Raw genomic sequence first — 17,237 nt, forward strand, 5'->3', positions numbered from 1 at the left:
GCAAACACGAGAGATCGCTCGCGTTCCCCAAGAATGCGAGCGACCACTCGCGTTTGTCAATCGCCCCCGGGAAGGAGAGGGACCGAGTGCCGAAGTCGCCGGAAGCCGCGAGCGCCGGACCGACCGAAGCGTCGGCCGCACCGCGCCGCCGCCAGGCCCGCGGAGAGCGCCGCGTCGCGCAGCTGCTGGAGGCCGCCGCGGGCGTGTTCTGCCGCAACGGCTACGCCGCCGCGAGCACGAACGCCATCGCCCGCGAGGCGGGCGTGTCACCGGGCACGCTCTACCAGTTCTTCCCGAACAAGGAAGCCATCGCCGTCCAGCTGGGCGACACGCTGCTCCACAAGGCGTACGAGACGCACGGCCAGGCGTTCCAGCCCGAGAACCTCCAGCTCCCCCTCCCCCGGATGCTGGACGCCGTCATCGACCCCGTGATCGCCTTCCAGTGCGAGAACCCGGCCCTGTGGGCCCTCATGCACGGCTCCGGCATCCCCGGCCACATCGACGCGGAGCACAAGGCCTTCCACGAGACGCTCCAGCTGCGCGTCGAGGGCGCCCTGAGCACCTTCGCCCCCGACCTGACCCCGGCCGAGCGGGCACGGACGGCCAACATGGTCCTGTCGATCTTCAAGTCGGCCCTGGACCTGATCCTCACGACCGAGGGTGACGAGCGGGCCGCCTACATCGCCGAGCTGAAGACCGTCCTGCTGCGCTACCTGGAGCCCCTGGTCACCGTCCACCCCGCGACCTCCTGACCACCCCGGCCGGCCCCGGCGGCCCCGACGGGCAGCCGGGGCCGACGCACGCCCCCGCACGAACCACCCGGGCGGAGACGGGTCGCCTTCATACCCCCTAGGGGTATAGTGTGCGTACGTGGCGGGGGACCGTGGAGGAATCCACGGGCTTCCGGCGCCCGATCGCGCACGCCCGGCAGGCGCGCCTTCAGAACCCTCGAAGAGGAGAACGACATGACCGCCGAGACGGAAACCCAGCCCACCGCCGGCTCCTGCTGCTCCAGCACCGGCTCCTGCCACGGCGGCGCGGCCGACGCCGTCGAGGTCGGCGTGACCACCGTCTACAAGGTGTCCGGCATGACCTGCGGCCACTGCGAGGGCGCCGTGACCGCCGAGGTCTCCGCCCTCCCCGGCGTCACCTCCGTCAAGGCCGTCGCCGCCACCGGCGAGGTCACCGTGGTCTCCACCACCGCCCTCGACGCCGAGGCCGTCCGCGCCGCCGTGGACGAGGCCGGCTACGAGCTCGTCGGCCGCGCCTGACACCGGGCGGTACGCAGGACCCGCGGGCCCCGGCCCGTACGCAGGACCACTGCCGGGCCGTGCCGGCCAGCTGATACTGGACCCGCACGGGCCGGCCCTCCCCTTGGAGCCGGACATGAGCAGCACCCTGCACGACGACCCGATAGCGCCCGCCGCGCCGACCCGCGAGGTCGAACTCGCCATCGGCGGGATGACCTGCGCCTCCTGCGCGGCCCGCATCGAGAAGAAGCTCAACCGCATGGACGGGGTCACGGCCTCGGTGAACTACGCCACCGAGAAGGCGAAGGTCGCCTACGCCGACGGGGTCGAGGTCGCCGACCTGATCGCGACCGTCGTGAAGACCGGCTACACCGCCGAGGAGCCGCCCCCGCCTGCCCAGCCGGAGCCCGCGGCCGGCCCCGAGGGCACGGCCGGAACCGGGGCCGGGGCCGGGGCCGGCGCGGAAGCCGGGGACGGAGCCGAGGGGGCGCGGACCGACCCCGAGCTCTCCGCGCTCCGCCACCGCCTGATCGTCTCGGCGCTGCTCGCCGCCCCCGTCGTCCTGCTGGCCATGGTCCCCGCCCTCCAGTTCGACAACTGGCAGTGGCTGTCGCTGACCCTGGCGGCCCCGGTGGTGGTCTGGGGCGGCCACCCCTTCCACAAGGCCGCCTGGACCAACGCCCGGCACGGCGCCGCCACGATGGACACCCTGGTCTCCCTCGGCACGCTGGCCGCCTTCGGCTGGTCCCTCTGGGCCCTGTTCTTCGGCCACGCCGGCATGACCGGCATGCGCCACGGCTTCGACCTCACCGTCTCCCCCGGGGAGGGCGGTTCCACGCTCTACCTGGAGGTCGCCGCCGGGGTCATCGCCTTCATCCTGCTCGGCCGCTACCTGGAGGCCCGCTCCAAGCGGAAGGCCGGCGCCGCCCTGCGCGCCCTGCTGGAGCTCGGCGCCAAGGACGTCGCCGTGCTGCGCGGCGGCACCGAGGTGCGCATCCCCGTCGCACAGCTGGCCGTCGGCGACCGGTTCGTCGTCCGGCCCGGCGAGAAGATCGCCACGGACGGGCTGGTCGTCGAGGGCGCCTCGGCCGTGGACGCCGCCCTGCTCACCGGCGAGTCCGTCCCCGTCGACGTCACCGTCGGCGACTCCGTCACCGGCGCCACCGTGAACACCTCGGGGCGGCTGGTCGTCGAGGCGACCCGCGTCGGCGCGGACACCCAGCTCGCCCGGATGGCCAAGCTGGTCGAGGACGCCCAGAGCGGCAAGGCCGAGGTGCAGCGGCTGGCCGACCGGATCGCCGCCGTCTTCGTCCCGATCGTCCTGCTGATCGCCCTGGGAACCCTGCTGACCTGGCTGTTCGTCGGCGGCGACACCACCGCCGCGTTCACCGCCGCCGTAGCCGTACTGATCATCGCGTGCCCCTGCGCCCTGGGCCTGGCCACGCCGACCGCACTGCTGGTGGGCACGGGGCGGGGCGCCCAGCTGGGCATCCTGATCAAGGGGCCCGAGGTGCTGGAGTCCACCCGCCGCGTGGACACCGTCGTCCTCGACAAGACGGGCACGGTCACCACCGGGCGCATGGCCCTGTACGACGCGGTCGCCGCCGACGGCACCGATCCCGCCGACCTGCTGCGGCTGGCCGGCTCGCTCGAGCACGCCTCCGAGCACCCGGTCGCCCGGGCGGTCGCGGCCGGCGCCGCCGAGCGCGTCGGGGCCCTGCCGGTCCCGGAGGGCTTCCGGAACGTCGCCGGACTCGGAGTCGAGGGCGTGGTCGACGGCCACGCGGTCCTGGTCGGCCGCGAGAAGCTGCTCGCCGACCGGTCCGTCACGCTCCCGGTCGAGCTGGCGCGGGCGAAGGCCGGGGCCGAGGCGGCGGGGCGCACTGCGGTCCTGGTGGCCTGGGACGGGGCGGCCCGCGGCGTCCTGACCGTCGCCGACGCCGTCAAGGACACCAGTGCCGAGGCGGTCGCCCGGCTGCGCGGCCTGGGGCTCACCCCGGTCCTGCTGACCGGTGACAACCGGGCCGTGGCGGAGTCGGTGGCCCGCGAGGTGGGCATCGACGAGGTGATCGCCGAGGTGCTGCCGCAGGACAAGGTCGACGTCGTCAAGCGCCTCCAGGCGGAGGGCCGTACGGTCGCCATGGTCGGGGACGGGGTCAACGACGCGGCCGCCCTCGCCCAAGCCGACCTGGGCCTGGCGATGGGGACGGGCACGGACGCGGCCATCGAGGCCGGGGACCTCACGCTGGTCCGGGGGGACCTGCGCGTGGCGGCGGACGCGATCCGGCTCTCGCGGCGGACGCTGGCCACGATCAAGGGCAACCTGTTCTGGGCCTTCGGCTACAACGTGGCGGCGCTGCCGCTGGCCGCGGCGGGCCTGCTCAACCCGATGATCGCAGGGGCCGCGATGGCCTTCTCCTCGGTCTTCGTGGTGTCGAACAGCCTGCGCCTGAGGTCTTTCCGCTGATCCTCCGATGATCCTCCACTACCGCCCCGTAACCCTTCCCGTGGGGGGTCGCGGGGCGGTAGCGTTCGCAGCTCCCGCACAGATCCTTCACACGAGACACAGATCACAGGGACACGAACGTAACCATCCGGGGGTGACGCGAGTCTAATGAGCTGATGCCATGAACGTCTTGGGGGACGTTCGGGGACGTCTTGGGGGACGTCCGGGCGTCGGCCGGCCGGGGCACCGTGCCGTCGGGGAGCTTGAGCGGCCCTCCCGACGCCGTGCGGGTCCCGGCAGACAGCGCAACCCATTAGGGGTCGCGGCCCGTGAGGGCACGCGGCCCCTTCGCCGACACCCGGCCCGGGTCCCGTGGGGGGAATCCGCTCCGGGGATGGGAAAGCGCCCCGTCTTCGACCCGTGGGGGGATCGACGGCGGGGCGCTTTTCGCGTGCCTCGGGGCCTTGCCGCGGTCAGCGGGCCTCGACCGGGACGAAGTCGCGCTCGACGACGCCCGTGTAGATCTGGCGCGGGCGGCCGATGCGGGAACCCGGCTCCTTGATCATCTCGTGCCACTGGGCGATCCAGCCGGGGAGCCGGCCGAGCGCGAAGAGCACGGTGAACATCTCGGTCGGGAAGCCCATGGCGCGGTAGATCAGACCCGTGTAGAAGTCCACGTTCGGGTACAGGTTGCGCTCGACGAAGTAGGAGTCCGCCAGGGCGTGCTCCTCCAGCTTGAGGGCGATGTCCAGCAGCTCGTCGCTCTTGCCGAGCGCCGAGAGGACGTCGTGCGCCGCCGCCTTGATGATCTTCGCGCGGGGGTCGAAGCTCTTGTAGACGCGGTGGCCGAAGCCCATCAGGCGGACGCCGTCCTCCTTGTTCTTCACCTTGCGGATGAAGGAGTCCACGTCGCCGCCGGCGGCCTGGATGCCCTCGAGCATCTCCAGCACCGACTGGTTGGCGCCACCGTGCAGCGGGCCCCACAGGGCGCTGATGCCGGCGGAGATCGAGGCGAACATGTTCGCCTGCGAGGAGCCGACCAGGCGGACGGTGGAGGTGGAGCAGTTCTGCTCGTGGTCCGCGTGCAGGATGAGGAGCTTGTCGAGCGCGGAGACCACGACCGGGTCGAGCTCGTACTCCTGAGCCGGCACGGAGAAGGTCATGCGCAGGAAGTTCTCGACGTAGCCGAGGTCGTTGCGCGGGTAGACCACCGGGTGGCCGACCGACTTCTTGTACGCGTACGCGGCGATCGTGGGCAGCTTGGCCAGCAGCCGGATCGTCGAGATGTGGCGCTGCTTGTCGTCGAACGGGTTGTGGCTGTCCTGGTAGAACGTCGACAGCGCGCTGACCACGGAGGACAGCATGGCCATCGGGTGCGCGTCGCGCGGGAAGCCGTCGTAGAAGCGCTTGACGTCCTCGTGCAGCAGCGTGTGCTGGGTGATCTCGTTGCGGAACGACGCGAGCTGGTCGACGGTCGGCAGCTCGCCGTTGATCAGCAGGTAGGCGACCTCGAGGAACGTCGAGCGCTCGGCGAGCTGCTCGATCGGGTAGCCGCGGTAGCGCAGGATGCCCTGCTCACCGTCCAGGTAGGTGATCGCGGATTTGTAGGCAGCGGTGTTGCCGTAGCCGCTGTCCAGGGTGACCAGACCGGTCTGGGCGCGGAGCTTCGAGATGTCGAAGCCCTTGTCGCCGACGGTGCTGTCGACCACCGGGTAGGTGTACTCACCGTCCGCGTACCGCAGTACTACAGAGTTGTCGCTCACGTCATCCCTCACCGACGTAGTGCCTCTTCTTCGAGGTGCCCTGACTGCCTCTACCTTCCCCCATTTGGCGCAGGAGAGTGCACTCGGGGTCGGCCTTTGGGCCCTATGGCGGCACTGAGTGCCGTCAACCTGCTCATACTGCCCCCTCCGTGCCAGAGGTGGAAACCCCAATGATCGATCATTTCTTGGTGATGTTTCCCACCGGTATCCGGCCGGACAGCCTCGGGGCCACCGCCGTGTACCTCCTGCCTGCGGAAACGGTACGCACCGCCTGGCCGAGGGCCTTGCGGGAACCGACCAGCACGACCAGTTTCTTCGCCCGGGTGACCGCCGTATAGAGAAGGTTCCGCTGGAGCATCATCCAGGCGCCGGTGGTGACGGGGATCACCACAGCGGGATATTCACTCCCCTGGGAACGGTGGATGGTGACGGCGTACGCGTGCGCCAGCTCGTCGAGCTCGTCGAAGTCGTACCCGACCTCCTCGTCCTCGTCGGTACGGACCGTCAACCGCTGATCATCGAGGTTGAGGGCGGTCACCACGCCCACTGTGCCATTGAATACCCCGTTCGCGCCTTTCTCATAGTTGTTGCGGATCTGGGTGACTTTGTCCCCCACGCGGAAGACCCGGCCGCCGAACCGCTTCTCGGGCAGTTCCGGCCGCGCCGGGGTGATGGCCTGCTGGAGGAGGCCGTTGAGGTGACCCGCGCCCGCCGGGCCGCGGTGCATGGGCGCCAGCACCTGTACGTCGCGCCGCGGATCGAGCCCGAACCTGGCCGGAATCCGACGGGCCGCCACGTCCACCGCCAGTCGCCCGGCCTCCTCGGTGTCCTCCTCGGCGAAGAGGAAGAAGTCCGGCAACCCCTGGGTGAGCGGCGGCTGGCCGGTGTTGATCCGGTGCGCGTTGGTCACCACCCCGGACTGCTGGGCCTGCCGGAAGATCCTGGTCAGCCGGACCGCCGGGACCGGCCCGCCCTCGGCCAGCAGGTCCCGCAGCACCTCGCCGGCGCCGACCGAGGGGAGCTGGTCGACGTCCCCGACCAGCAGCAGGTGGGCCCCCGGGGCCACCGCCTTGACGAGCTTGTTCGCCAGCAGCAGGTCGAGCATCGAGGCCTCGTCGACCACCACCAGGTCGGCGTCCAGCGGCCGGTCCCGGTCGTACGCCGCGTCGCCGCCGGGCTTCAGCTCCAGCAGCCGGTGCACCGTGGAGGCCTCGGCCCCGGTCAGCTCGGCCAGCCGCTTGGCGGCCCGGCCCGTGGGTGCGGCCAGCACCACCTTGGCCCGCTTGGCCCGGGCCAGTTCGACGATCGATCGGACGGTGAAGGACTTCCCGCAACCGGGCCCGCCGGTGAGAACGGCCACCTTGCGCGTGAGCGCCAGCTTCACCGCGTCGCGCTGCTCGGGGGCGAGCTCGGCCCCGGTGCGGGCGGCCAGCCAGGACAGGGCCTTGTCCCAGTCGACGTCCCGGAAGCCCGGCATCCGGTCCTCCTCCGCCGACAGCAGCCGCCGCACCTGCCCCGTCAGCGACAGCTCGGCCCGGTGGAACGGCACCAGGTAGATGGCCCTGAGGGGGTCCCCGCCCAGGGGATCCGGCACGGACTCCCGTACGACGCCGCCCTCGCCGGCCGCCCCTTCCGCGGCCAGCTCGGCAAGGCACTCGATCACCAGGCCGGTGTCGACCTGCAGGAGCTTGACCGCGTCGGCGATCAGGATTTCCTCGGGCAGGAAGCAGTGGCCCTGGTCGGCCGACTGGGACAGCGCGTACTGCAGGCCCGCCTTGACCCGCTCGGGACTGTCGTGCGGAATGCCCACGGCCTGGGCGATCCGGTCGGCGGTCAGGAAGCCGATGCCCCACACGTCGGCGGCCAGCCGGTAGGGCTGGTTCCGCACCACCGAGATGGAGGCGTCCCCGTACTTCTTGTAGATGCGCACCGCGATGGAGGTGGAGACCCCCACGCCCTGGAGGAAGACCATCACCTCCTTGATGGCCTTCTGCTCCTCCCACGCCGCGCCGATGAGCTTCGTCCGCTTCGGGCCGAGTCCGGGCACCTCGATCAGGCGCTTCGGCTCGGCCTCGATGACGTCGAGCGTGTCGGTGCCGAAGTGCTCGACGATCCGGTCGGCGATGCGCGGGCCGATGCCCTTGATCAGGCCCGAGCCGAGGTAGCGGCGGATGCCCTGCACGGTCGCGGGCAGCACGGTGGTGTAGTTCTCCACGCTGAACTGCCGCCCGTACTGCGGGTGCGAGCCCCAGCGGCCCTCCATCCGCAGGGACTCACCGGGCTGCGCGCCGAGCAGCGATCCGACGACCGTGAGGAGGTCGGCACCGCCGCGGCCGGTGTCCACCCGGGCCACCGTGTAGCCGTTCTCCTCGTTGGCGTACGTGATCCGCTCGAGCACCCCTTCCACCACCGCCAGATTCGACATGCCCCGACGCTACCGCCGCCCGCCGACAGCGCGTTGGGCCTGTGGACGACCGCTCTGCCGGAAACGGCGGAAAGGGGGCCCGGCCACGGAAGCGGCGAGGAGGGGCGGGCCGCGGAAAACAGCGAAGGGGGTCCGGCCGCAAGCGACCGGAACCCCCTCGCGTGGGTCCCCACCCTGTCGGAGACTTCCCGATCCCCCCAGATCCCCTCCCGGAAGTTCCGACGCCATGTACGACCCACGACCCCCGCGGACGGTTGCACGCACGGACGAGATTTATTTTTCCGTTACCTGAACGGCCCCAAGGCGCTCACGATCTGCCGCCAAATGGCCACACACATAACGTTTCCGACATGGCAGGGGTGCTCGCGCAGCCCGGCAAGCCGGTGGCCGCCCCTCACCCGTGCGGACCCGGCCCGGCTATTTTGGGCCCATGGACACGGCCCGGCCCCGCCCCTCCCGCGACGACGTACGGCTGCGCGACCCCGAACCCGGCGACCTCGGCTGGATCGTGCAGCGGCACGGCGCGCTCTACGCCGCCGAGTACGGCTGGAACGCCGACTTCGAGGGCCTCGTCGCCCGGATCGTCGCGGACTTCGCCGAGGACCACGACCCGCACCTGGAGCGGGTGTGGATCGCGGAGCTCGACGGCCGCCCGGTGGGCTCCGTGATGTGCGTGCGCGACGAGGCCCCGGGCACCGCCCGGCTCCGACTGCTGCTGGTCGACCCCGAAGGGCGGGGCCTGGGCATCGGCACGCGCCTGGTCGACGCCGTCATCGCGTTCGCGCGCGAGGCGGGCTACCGCGAACTGGTGCTGTGGACCAACGACGTGCTGGACGCCGCCCGCGGGGTCTACCAGCGGGCCGGGTTCACGCTGACGGCGGAGCGCCCGCACCGCTCGTTCGGAGCGGACCTGAAGGGGCAGGACTGGCGGCTTCCCCTGCAGGAGGGCCACCCGCGCTGACCGGGCCGCCGGCACGGACCCCGACCGGCCCGAACGACGTCACCGCCACGCCCCCCACCAGCAGCACCGCCGCCACCCACCGCAGCGGGCTCACCGGCTCGCCCAGCACCACCGCCGCCGAACTCATCCCGAACACCGGCACGAGCAGCGAGAAGGGCGCCACGGACGACGCCGGGTAGCGCCGCAGCAGGTACCCCCAGGCGCCGAAGCCGCACACCGTCGACACCCAGGCCACGTACGCCAGGACGCCGACCCCCGACCAGTCCAGCGACCGCAGTGCGGCCGCGTCGCGCCCGGGCCCCTCCAGCAGGAGCGAGAGCCCGAACAGCGGCAGCACCGGGACCGTGCAGACCCAGACCATGAAGTTGAGGGCGTCCGGCGGGGCCGCCCTGCGGGTCAGCACGTTGGACACCCCCCAGCAGGCCGCGGCCGCCACCACCAGCGCGAACCCCAGCACCGGACCCGAGGTGCCCTCGTCCACCGCGGCCACTGCGATCCCCGCGAAGGCCACCGCCATGCCGGCCAGCCGCACCCGCCCGGGCCGCTCCCCCAGCGCGGCGGTGGCGAACAGGGCGGTGAAGACGGCCTGGATCTGCAGCACCAGCGAGGACAGACCGGCCGGCATCCCCTCCGCCATGCCCGTGAACAGCAGCCCGAACTTGGCCACCCCGAGGGCCAGGCCCACGCCCACGATCCACTTCCACGCGACGGTCGGCCGCCCCACCAGGAACACCGCGGGCAGGGCGGCCACCAGAAACCGCAACGCGGACAGCAGGAGCGGCGGGAAGTGGCCGAGCCCGATCTCGATGACGACGAAGTTGACGCCCCAGACGGCCGCGACGAGCACGGCGAGGGCGGTGTGTACGGGACGCATGCACCGAGCATCGATCCCCTGACCGTGAAGCACCAGCGCGCATTTCTACCGGGTCGGATTCACCTTTGCTGAATCGAGGACCGGGGACCACACTGGACCCCATGCTCGACCTGGCCCGCCTCCGCGCCCTGCACGCCGTCTCCGTCCACGGCTCGGTCGCCGCCGCGGCCGCCGCCCTGGGCTACACGCCCTCCGCGGTCTCCCAGCAGATCACCAAGCTGGAACGGGAGACCCGCACCACCCTCCTGGAACGCCGCGGCCGGGGCGTGGCCCTGACCGAGGAGGCCCGGCACCTCGCGGCCACGGCCCAGGAGCTGCTGGCCATCGTCGAACGCGCCGAGACCACGCTCGAGGAGCGCCGGGGACGGCCCAGCGGCCGCCTCACGGTCGCCGCCTTCGCCTCCGCCGCACGTGGCCTGCTGCCGGCCGTCCTGGCGGACCTGGCGCGCCGTCACCCGGCCCTGGACGTCCGCCTGTCCGAGGTGGACCCGCACCTGTCCGTCGACCTGGTCGCCCGCGGCGTCACGGACCTGGCCGTGGCCCACGACTGGGACATCGCCCCGCTGCCCGCCCCCGAGGGCGTCGAGCAGGCCCTGATCGGCGAGGACCGCTGCGACCTGCTGGTGCCCGAGGACCACCCGTTCGCGCGGTGGGACCTGGTGCGGCGCGAGGACCTGGGCGGCCAGCGCTGGATCTGCCAGCCGCCGGGCCGGGTCTGCCACGACTGGCTGATGCGCACCCTGCGCACGGCCGGGTACGAGCCCGAGGTCGTGCACACCGCCGAGGAGAACCACACCATCGTGGCCCTCGTCGCGGCCGGCCTCGGCGTCTCCGTGATCCCCCGCCTGGGCACGGGGGGCCTGCCGCCGGGCGTGGTCGCCGTGCCCGTCGAACCGGCCCCCGTCCGCCGCCTCTACGCCCTCTGGCGCACCGGCGCCGCCCGCCGCCCCGCCATCACCGAGACCGTCTGCACCCTCCGGTCCCACTGGCCCCCGGCGCCGGACGGAACGCCGGGGTGACGGGCCGCGTGTGCCGCGCGCGCCGCGCGCGCCGCGTGTGCCGCGTGTCCGACGGGGGGCGGCCGGCGGCAGGGGTAGTTTGCGGGGGATGGTGTGGACTTCGCGACGGGGCTTGTTGGGGGCGGCCGCCGTGGCCGTGGTGACGGCGACGGGGGCGTCCGCGGCGGAACCGCGGGGCGGCGTGCCGCGGGGTGGCGTGCCGCAGGAGAGCGTGCCGCAGGAGAGCGTGCCGAGGCCCTGGGTGCGGCGGGTCGTCGGGCGGATGAGCCTGGCCGAGAAGGTCGGGCAGCTCTTCGTCAGCCGGGTGTACGGGCATGCGGCGACCGAGCCGGACGAGGCGGACGCGGCGGAGAACCTCAGGGCGTTCGGGGTGCGCACGGCCGCGGAGGTGGTGCGGCGCTACCACCTCGGGGGGGTCGTCTACTTCGGGTGGGCGCACAACACGCGGGAACCGCAGCAGACCGCGGAGCTCTCCAACGGGCTCCAGCGGGCCGCGCTCGACGGCGGGACCGGGGTGCCGCTGCTGCTGTCCGTGGACCAGGAGCACGGGATCGTGGCCCGGATCGGGCGGCCCGCGACCCTGTTCCCGGGGGCGATGGCGCTCGGGGCCGGCGGATCGGCCGAACGGGCCCGGCAGGCCGCGGCGGTGGCGGGGACCGAGCTGGCCGCCCTCGGACTGCGGCAGGACTACGCCCCGGTGGCCGACGTGAACGTCAACCCGGCCAACCCGGTCATCGGCGTGCGCTCCTTCGGCGCGGACCCGGAGGCGGTCGCGCGGCTCGTGGCGGCGCAGGTGCGCGGCTACCGGGAGGCCGGGATCGCCGCCACGGCCAAGCACTTCCCCGGGCACGGGGACACCGACACCGACAGCCATGTGGGGCTGCCCGCGATGCGGCACTCGCGGGAGGAGTGGGAGCGCGTCGACGAGCCGCCCTTCCGGGCCGCCGTGGCGGCCGGGGTGGACGTCGTGATGACCGCGCACATCGTGTTCCCGGCGCTGGACCCGAGCGGGGACCCGGCCACGCTGTCCCGCCCGATCGTGACCGGCGTGCTGCGCGAGCGGCTGGGGTTCCGGGGCGTGGTGGTGACGGACGCCCTCGACATGGCGGGGGTACGGCAGAAGTACGGGAACGACAGGGTCCCGGTGCTCGCCCTGAAGGCCGGCTGCGACCAGCTGCTCAACCCGCCCGACCTGGCGCTGGCCCAGCGCAGCGTGCTCGCGGCGGTGCGGGACGGCGAGATCGACGAGGGCCGGATCGACGAGTCCGTGCTCCGGATCCTCGAACTCAAGGCGCGGCTGGGACTGTTCGGCGGGGCGTTCACGAGTCCGGAGGAGGTGCGGGCCGCGGTGGGCACGCCGGCGCATCTGAGGGCTGCGGACGCCGTGGCCGCCGGGACGACGACGCTGCTGGCCAACCCCCGCGGCGTGCTGCCGCTGTCGGCCGCGAGGACGCCGCGGGTGGTGGTGACCGGCGCCGATCCGGCCTCTCCGAGCGGGACCACCGGCCCGCCGACCGCCGTGCTGGCACGGGAACTGGCCGCCCTGGGTTTCGCGGCCCGGGCCGTGCCCACCGGGCTCGCGCCCGACGCCCCCGCGGTGGCCGGGGCCGTGCGCGCGGTCCGGGACGGCGCCGACGCGGTCGTGGTGTGCACGTACAACGTGGCCGCGGGCGAGGACCTCGAGGACCCGCAGCGGACGCTGGTGCGGGCTCTGCTCGACACGGGGGTGCCCGTGGTCGGGGTGGCGGTGCGCAACCCGTACGACGTGGCCCGGCTCCCGGAGTGCGCGGCGAGCGTGGCGACGTACGCGTGGACGGACGTGGAGATGCGGGCCGCGGCCCGGGTGCTGGCGGGGGCGACCCGGCCGGCCGGGCGGCTGCCGGTGGCGGTGTCGGGGACGTACCCGCTGGGCTTCGGGCTGTCGTACTGACCGCACGGTCGTACTGGCTGTGCTGGGCGTACCGGCTGGCTGTACCGGGCGTCTTGGCTGTGCTGGGCGTACCGGCTGGCTGTACCGGGCGTCTTGGCTGTGCTGGTCGTTGACGGGGCCCGTTCGTGACTGCACGAACGGGCCCCGTCTCGGTACTTCGGGTACTTCGGGTACTTCGGGTACTACGGCCTGCGGGTCCTACGGGCGCAGGGCCGGCTCGCGCTCGACGTCGCGGCGGTCCAGCTTGGCGTCCGGCTTGGCCAGCGGGCGGGCCTTGGCCGCGTCCGCCTTCACGGCGGCCGGGGCGACGCCGCCCCACTCGAGGATGCGGGCGGTCGCGAGGGCCTTCTCCGCGTCCTTCAGCTTGGCGACGTTGGCACCGTGGTTGGCGCCGGGGGCCACCATGACGTAGCTGTCACGGGAGCCGTAGCCGAGGTGGAACGGCTCCGCGCCCCACGGGTCGTTCTGCCCGTACACGAACAGCATGTGACGGGCGTTGTGGCGCACCCACTGGTCCACGTCGTGCATCGCCCGCGGCTGGAACGTCATGGGGATGGAGCGCGGCACGAAGTTGCGCGGCGGCTGGTAGCCGTAGCGGCTCAGGCCCTTCAGCCACGGCTGCTTGATGTCGGGGGAACCCAGCTGGGTGCCCGCCTGGTAGTAGTACGGGGTGTACGTCTCCAGGCCCTGGTCGGTGTAGGCCGAGAAGCCGGAGATGGCGTCGACCGAGTCCCAGATCTGCTGGTCCGTCGCCGTCGCGGCGGCCGGGATGGAGCCGCAGTCGGCGAGCAGGCTGTACTGCCAGAACGCCCACGTGTAGTCCAGGACGACGGCCTCGTACGCCTTGTCCAGGCTGCCGACGGTGGTGAAGGTGTAGCCGTTCTCGGCGGCGTACGCCGCGTACTTGGTCTCCAGCGCGTCGCGGCGGAGGAGCGCCTCGCGCTGCACGCCGTTCAGCTTGTCGCGGCACTCCTTGGTGCCGACCCGCTGGAAGAAGCGGTCGTAGGCCGAGTCCTCCTTGTTGATGACGTCGTTGGGGGCGACGTACGCGACGACGCCGTCCATGTCACGCGGGTAGAAGCGCTCGTAGTACGTGGCGGTCATGCCGCCCTTGCTGCCGCCGGTGGCGATCCACTTCTTGCCGTAGACCGCCTTCAGCGCCTTGAAGAGGCGGTGCTGGTCGCTCGCGGCCTGCCAGATGTCCAGCTTCGACCAGTCGGCGGGCGCGGGCCGCGACGGGGTGAAGAACCGGTACTCCAGCGACACCTGGTTGCCGTCGACGATGGTCGTCGGCTCGGAGCGGCGCGGGTTGGTGTTGACGTTGTAGCCCGACGTGTAGAAGACGGTCGGGCGGGAGACGTCCTTGTGGAGCAGGGTGAACCGCTGCTCGAAGGTGCCCTTCCACGGCTTCCGGTGGTCGACCGGCTGCTTGTAGTTCAGTACGAAGAAGCGGTACCCGTCGTACGGCTTCTCCTCGATGAGGCTCACTCCCGGGATCGCGAGGATCCGGTCCTTGATGTCCGGGCCGTTCCCCGGCCCGGCGGCGGTGGCCGCCCCGGCCGTGGCGCCGGCCGCGCCCATGGTGCCGATCAGCACCACGAGCGACAGCAGCCATCTGAGCGCCTTGCGCATGCACCCTCCCCTTGAGTTCACTGCGGTCGCGGCGAACCTAGCGGGGTCAACACGCCCATGACCAGACCCGGTTGGTGCCGATCCGGTCAGGGACGGTCCGTTTGTGGTGGTAATTCGACGCAAAGACTCCCTTGTCGAGCGCGAGGGACCACAGGTGAAACGTCTCAGGAGACCGTCAGGTGAAACGTCTCAGGGGACCGTCAGGTGAAACGTCTCAGCAGAGGATCCAGCCGGACGCGACCGATCCCGCGCCCACCGCACCCCTCACATAGACACACCGGGTCAGCGCGTACACGGTGACGGGCCCGGCCAGGCGGGTGAACCTCCCGCTGTCGGCCACCGGCACACCACCGCGCGGCTGGATGCTGACCGACATCTGCTGCCGGCTGCCCGGCCTCCGCGGGATCGTGACCGCGCAGGCGTGCGTGCGCGTCTTGTAGACGTACGTCGTCCCGGTGCTGAACGGCAGGGCCTTCATCAGCCGCCCCGCGCACCCCGACGCCGCCTGAGCCGGCGCGGCCCCGAGCACGCCGAGCAGGACGGCCGCACCGGTGACGGCGACGCCCGCGGCCCTGACGGCCCTGGCGGTCGTGCGCCGGGCCGGGACCCCGGTGGCCCCGGTAGCCCCGGTAGCCCCGGTCCGGGCCCCTTCCCCGGAGCGGGTCCTTCCCCCAGAAGAAAACACCCTCGTCCCCCTCGTCCCCCTCGTCCCCTCACGCACCCGAACGTGCGTACCTACCTCGGACGCGCGAGCGGACGCCTTGGTTGCACGATGTCCGGCGGGGCCGGCCGCCGTGGGCGTGGGGGGAAACGATCCGGCCAGGGGGCGGGGGCGGTGGTGGTGCCTTCCGGGGGTGAGTCGGTGGGCGGATCGGCGCGGGCCCGGTGGGTCGGCGGGTCGGCGCGGGCCGGGCGGGTGGGCGGGTCGGCGCGGGCCCGGTGGGTGGGGCCACCCGGTGGGTGGGCCCGCGCGGGTCGTGCCGTCAGGCGGCGGCCGGCTCGTCCTCGCCGATGAACGTGCGCCACAGCTCCGCGTACCGCCCGCCGCGGGCGAGCAGCTCGGCGTGCGTGCCGTCCTCGACCACCCGGCCGCGGTCCATCACCACGACCCGGTCGGCGCGCGCCGCGGTGGTCAGCCGGTGCGCCACGACCAGCGTGGTCCGCTTGCCGGCGAGCCGGTCGGTGGCCTGGTTGACCAGCGCCTCGGTCGCCAGGTCCAGGGCGGCGGTGGCCTCGTCCAGCAGCAGCACGTCGGGGTCGACGAGCTCGGCCCGGGCGAGGGCGATCAGCTGGCGCTGGCCGGCGGAGAGGTTCCGGCCGCGTTCGGCCACCGCGTGCAGGTAGCCGCCGTCCAGCGTGGCGATCATGTCGTGCGCTCCGACCGCCCGGGCGGCCGCCTCCACCTCGGCGTCGGTCGCCTCGGGGCGCCCGTACGCGATGGCGTCGCGCACCGTCCCCGGGAAGAGGTAGGACTCCTGGGGGACGACGCCGAGCCGGTGCCGGTAGCCCGTCAGGTCCAGCTCGCGCAGGTCCGTGCCGTCGGCGGTGACCCGGCCGGAGGTCGGGTCGTAGAACCGGGCCACCAGCTTGACGAGCGTGGACTTGCCGGCGCCCGTCTCGCCCACGAAGGCCACCGTCTGCCCCGCGGGTATCCGCAGGTCTATGCCGGCCAGGGCCTCGCCGGAGCGCTCGGTCGCGACCGCCGGCCGGGACCCCTCCGCCGGGGTGTCCGACGCCCCGTCGACCGTCCCGTAGCGGAAGGACACGTTCTCGAAGGCGATCTCGCCGCGCAGCTCCCCCGCCTCGCGGGGCCGCGCGGCCTGCGGGGTCCGGGTCGGCTCGCGCAGCAGCTCCTGCATCCGCCGCAGCGAGACCGTGGCCTGCTGGTAGCCGTCGAAGACCTGCGAGAGCTGCTGCACCGGGGCGAAGAACAGGTCGATGTACAGGAGGTACGCGACCAGCGCGCCGGTGGTGAGCGTGCCCGCCTCGACCCGGCCCGCGCCCACGATCAGCACGGCGGCCGCGGCCACCGAGGACAGCAGCTGCACGAACGGGAAGTACACGGAGATCAGCCACTGGCCGCGCACCCGCGCCTGCCGGTAGTCGTCGCTGCGCGCGGCGAACCGCTGCGCCCCGCTCCGCTCGCGGCGGAACGCCTGCACGATCCGCAGCCCGGAGACCGTCTCCTGCAGGTCCGCGTTGACGACCGAGACCCGGTCGCGGGCCAGCTCGTACGCCTTCACCGACTTGCGGCGGAACACGATCGTGCCCACCACCAGAACCGGCAGCGTGGCGAAGACGATGAGGGCGAGCTCGACGTCGATGACGAGCAGGGCCACCAGGATGCCGGCGAAGGTCAGCACCGAGACGACGGCGGTGACGAGGCCCGTCTGCAGGAAGGTGCTGAGCGCGTCCACGTCCGTGGTCATCCGCGTCATGATGCGGCCGGTCAGCTCGCGCTCGTAGTAGTCCAGGCCGAGGCGCTGGAGCTGCGCGAAGATCTTGACGCGGAGCGAGTACAGCACGCGCTCGCCGGTCCGGCCGGTCACCCGGGTCTCGGCCACCTGTGCGCCCCACTGGGCGAGTACGACGACGAGCGCGAGGCCCGCCGCGGCCCAGACGGCGCCGAGCGCGAGGCGGGAGACGCCCTCGTCGATGCCGTGCCGGATCAGGACGGGCAGCAGCAGGCTGGCGCACGCGTCGACGGTGACCAGGGCGAGGCTGATGGCGAGCGGGGCCCAGAAGCCGCGCAGCAGGCGGCGCAGGCCGTACGAGTCCTCGGGTGCGGCGGCGCGCGCCTCGTCGATGTCGGGGGTGTCGTCCGCGGGCGGCAGTGCGGCCACCTGGGCGAGCAGTTCGGGGGTGGCGGGCATGCCGCCGACGGCGGCGCCCATGGAGTGGCCGCCGGGGCCGGGGAGGACGGTGGGGGTGGGGGTG

Annotated in this window: 11 protein-coding genes and 1 pseudogene; 6 read left to right on the plus strand and 6 right to left on the minus strand. The window is 72.9% G+C overall.

The window, feature by feature from the left end; all coding sequences use genetic code 11:
- Nucleotides 1–86 precede the first annotated feature (86 nt).
- The 3 genes from IF43_RS0125160 to IF43_RS0125170 all read left to right on the plus strand — a co-directional run bounded on the left by IF43_RS0125160 (nucleotide 87) and on the right by IF43_RS0125170 (nucleotide 3,717).
- Entirely contained in the window at nucleotides 87–752 is a 666-nt protein-coding gene (locus IF43_RS0125160; protein WP_234332529.1) for a TetR/AcrR family transcriptional regulator, read from the plus strand.
- Between the two features lie 213 nt (nucleotides 753–965).
- A complete protein-coding gene (locus IF43_RS0125165) occupies nucleotides 966–1,271 on the plus strand; it encodes a heavy-metal-associated domain-containing protein (RefSeq protein ID WP_030204753.1) in 306 nt (101 codons plus the stop codon).
- Nucleotides 1,272–1,386: 115 nt separating this feature from the next.
- Nucleotides 1,387–3,717 (plus strand): cation-translocating P-type ATPase, encoded by a 2,331-nt coding sequence (locus IF43_RS0125170; protein ID WP_030204756.1) that lies wholly within the window; start codon nucleotides 1,387–1,389, stop codon nucleotides 3,715–3,717.
- A 452-nt stretch (nucleotides 3,718–4,169) separates the two neighbouring features.
- Here IF43_RS0125170 and IF43_RS0125175 read toward each other — a convergent pair whose 3' ends face one another.
- Together IF43_RS0125175 and IF43_RS0125180 are read right to left on the minus strand one after the other, a co-directional pair.
- Nucleotides 4,170–5,459, minus strand: coding sequence for a citrate synthase (locus tag IF43_RS0125175; RefSeq protein WP_030204765.1), 1,290 nt, complete (start codon nucleotides 5,457–5,459; stop codon nucleotides 4,170–4,172).
- 178 nt (nucleotides 5,460–5,637) lie between these two features.
- The gene (locus IF43_RS0125180) at nucleotides 5,638–7,884 is read right to left on the minus strand and encodes an ATP-dependent RecD-like DNA helicase (protein ID WP_030204766.1); all 2,247 of its coding nucleotides are present in this window, start codon (nucleotides 7,882–7,884) and stop codon (nucleotides 5,638–5,640) included.
- A gap of 457 nt (nucleotides 7,885–8,341) precedes the next feature.
- Here IF43_RS0125180 and IF43_RS0125185 point away from each other — a divergent pair.
- Nucleotides 8,342–8,845 (plus strand): annotated as a pseudogene (locus IF43_RS0125185) (GNAT family N-acetyltransferase); the annotation flags it as partial.
- On the opposite strand, the gene IF43_RS0125190 reads toward IF43_RS0125185, so the two are convergent.
- Nucleotides 8,751–9,719, minus strand: coding sequence for an EamA family transporter (locus IF43_RS0125190; RefSeq protein WP_037889965.1), 969 nt, complete (start codon nucleotides 9,717–9,719; stop codon nucleotides 8,751–8,753). The pseudogene IF43_RS0125185 and the gene IF43_RS0125190 sit on opposite strands and share 95 nt — an antisense overlap.
- A gap of 101 nt (nucleotides 9,720–9,820) precedes the next feature.
- Between IF43_RS0125190 and IF43_RS0125195 the strand changes: the two genes are divergently transcribed.
- Both IF43_RS0125195 and IF43_RS0125200 read left to right on the plus strand, forming a co-directional pair.
- On the plus strand, nucleotides 9,821–10,738 hold the full coding sequence (locus IF43_RS0125195; protein WP_030204777.1) for a LysR family transcriptional regulator: 918 nt from the start codon (nucleotides 9,821–9,823) through the stop codon (nucleotides 10,736–10,738).
- A gap of 262 nt (nucleotides 10,739–11,000) precedes the next feature.
- Complete coding sequence (locus tag IF43_RS0125200; protein ID WP_234332532.1) at nucleotides 11,001–12,668, plus strand: glycoside hydrolase family 3 protein; 1,668 nt, start codon at nucleotides 11,001–11,003, stop codon at nucleotides 12,666–12,668.
- Nucleotides 12,669–12,866: 198 nt separating this feature from the next.
- Here IF43_RS0125200 and IF43_RS0125205 read toward each other — a convergent pair whose 3' ends face one another.
- The 3 genes from IF43_RS0125205 to IF43_RS0125215 all read right to left on the minus strand — a co-directional run.
- Nucleotides 12,867–14,300 (minus strand): S28 family serine protease, encoded by a 1,434-nt coding sequence (locus tag IF43_RS0125205; RefSeq protein ID WP_030204782.1) that lies wholly within the window; start codon nucleotides 14,298–14,300, stop codon nucleotides 12,867–12,869.
- A 214-nt stretch (nucleotides 14,301–14,514) separates the two neighbouring features.
- Nucleotides 14,515–14,778, minus strand: a complete 264-nt coding sequence (locus tag IF43_RS0125210) for a hypothetical protein (protein WP_234332530.1) — start codon at nucleotides 14,776–14,778, stop codon at nucleotides 14,515–14,517.
- 505 nt (nucleotides 14,779–15,283) lie between these two features.
- On the minus strand, nucleotides 15,284–17,237 hold a 1,954-nt coding region (locus IF43_RS0125215), incomplete at its 5' end, for an ABC transporter ATP-binding protein (protein ID WP_030204785.1).

It is taken from the genome of Streptomyces sp. NRRL S-87, from assembly GCF_000719335.1.
In the GTDB taxonomy this organism is placed as follows: domain Bacteria; phylum Actinomycetota; class Actinomycetes; order Streptomycetales; family Streptomycetaceae; genus Streptomyces.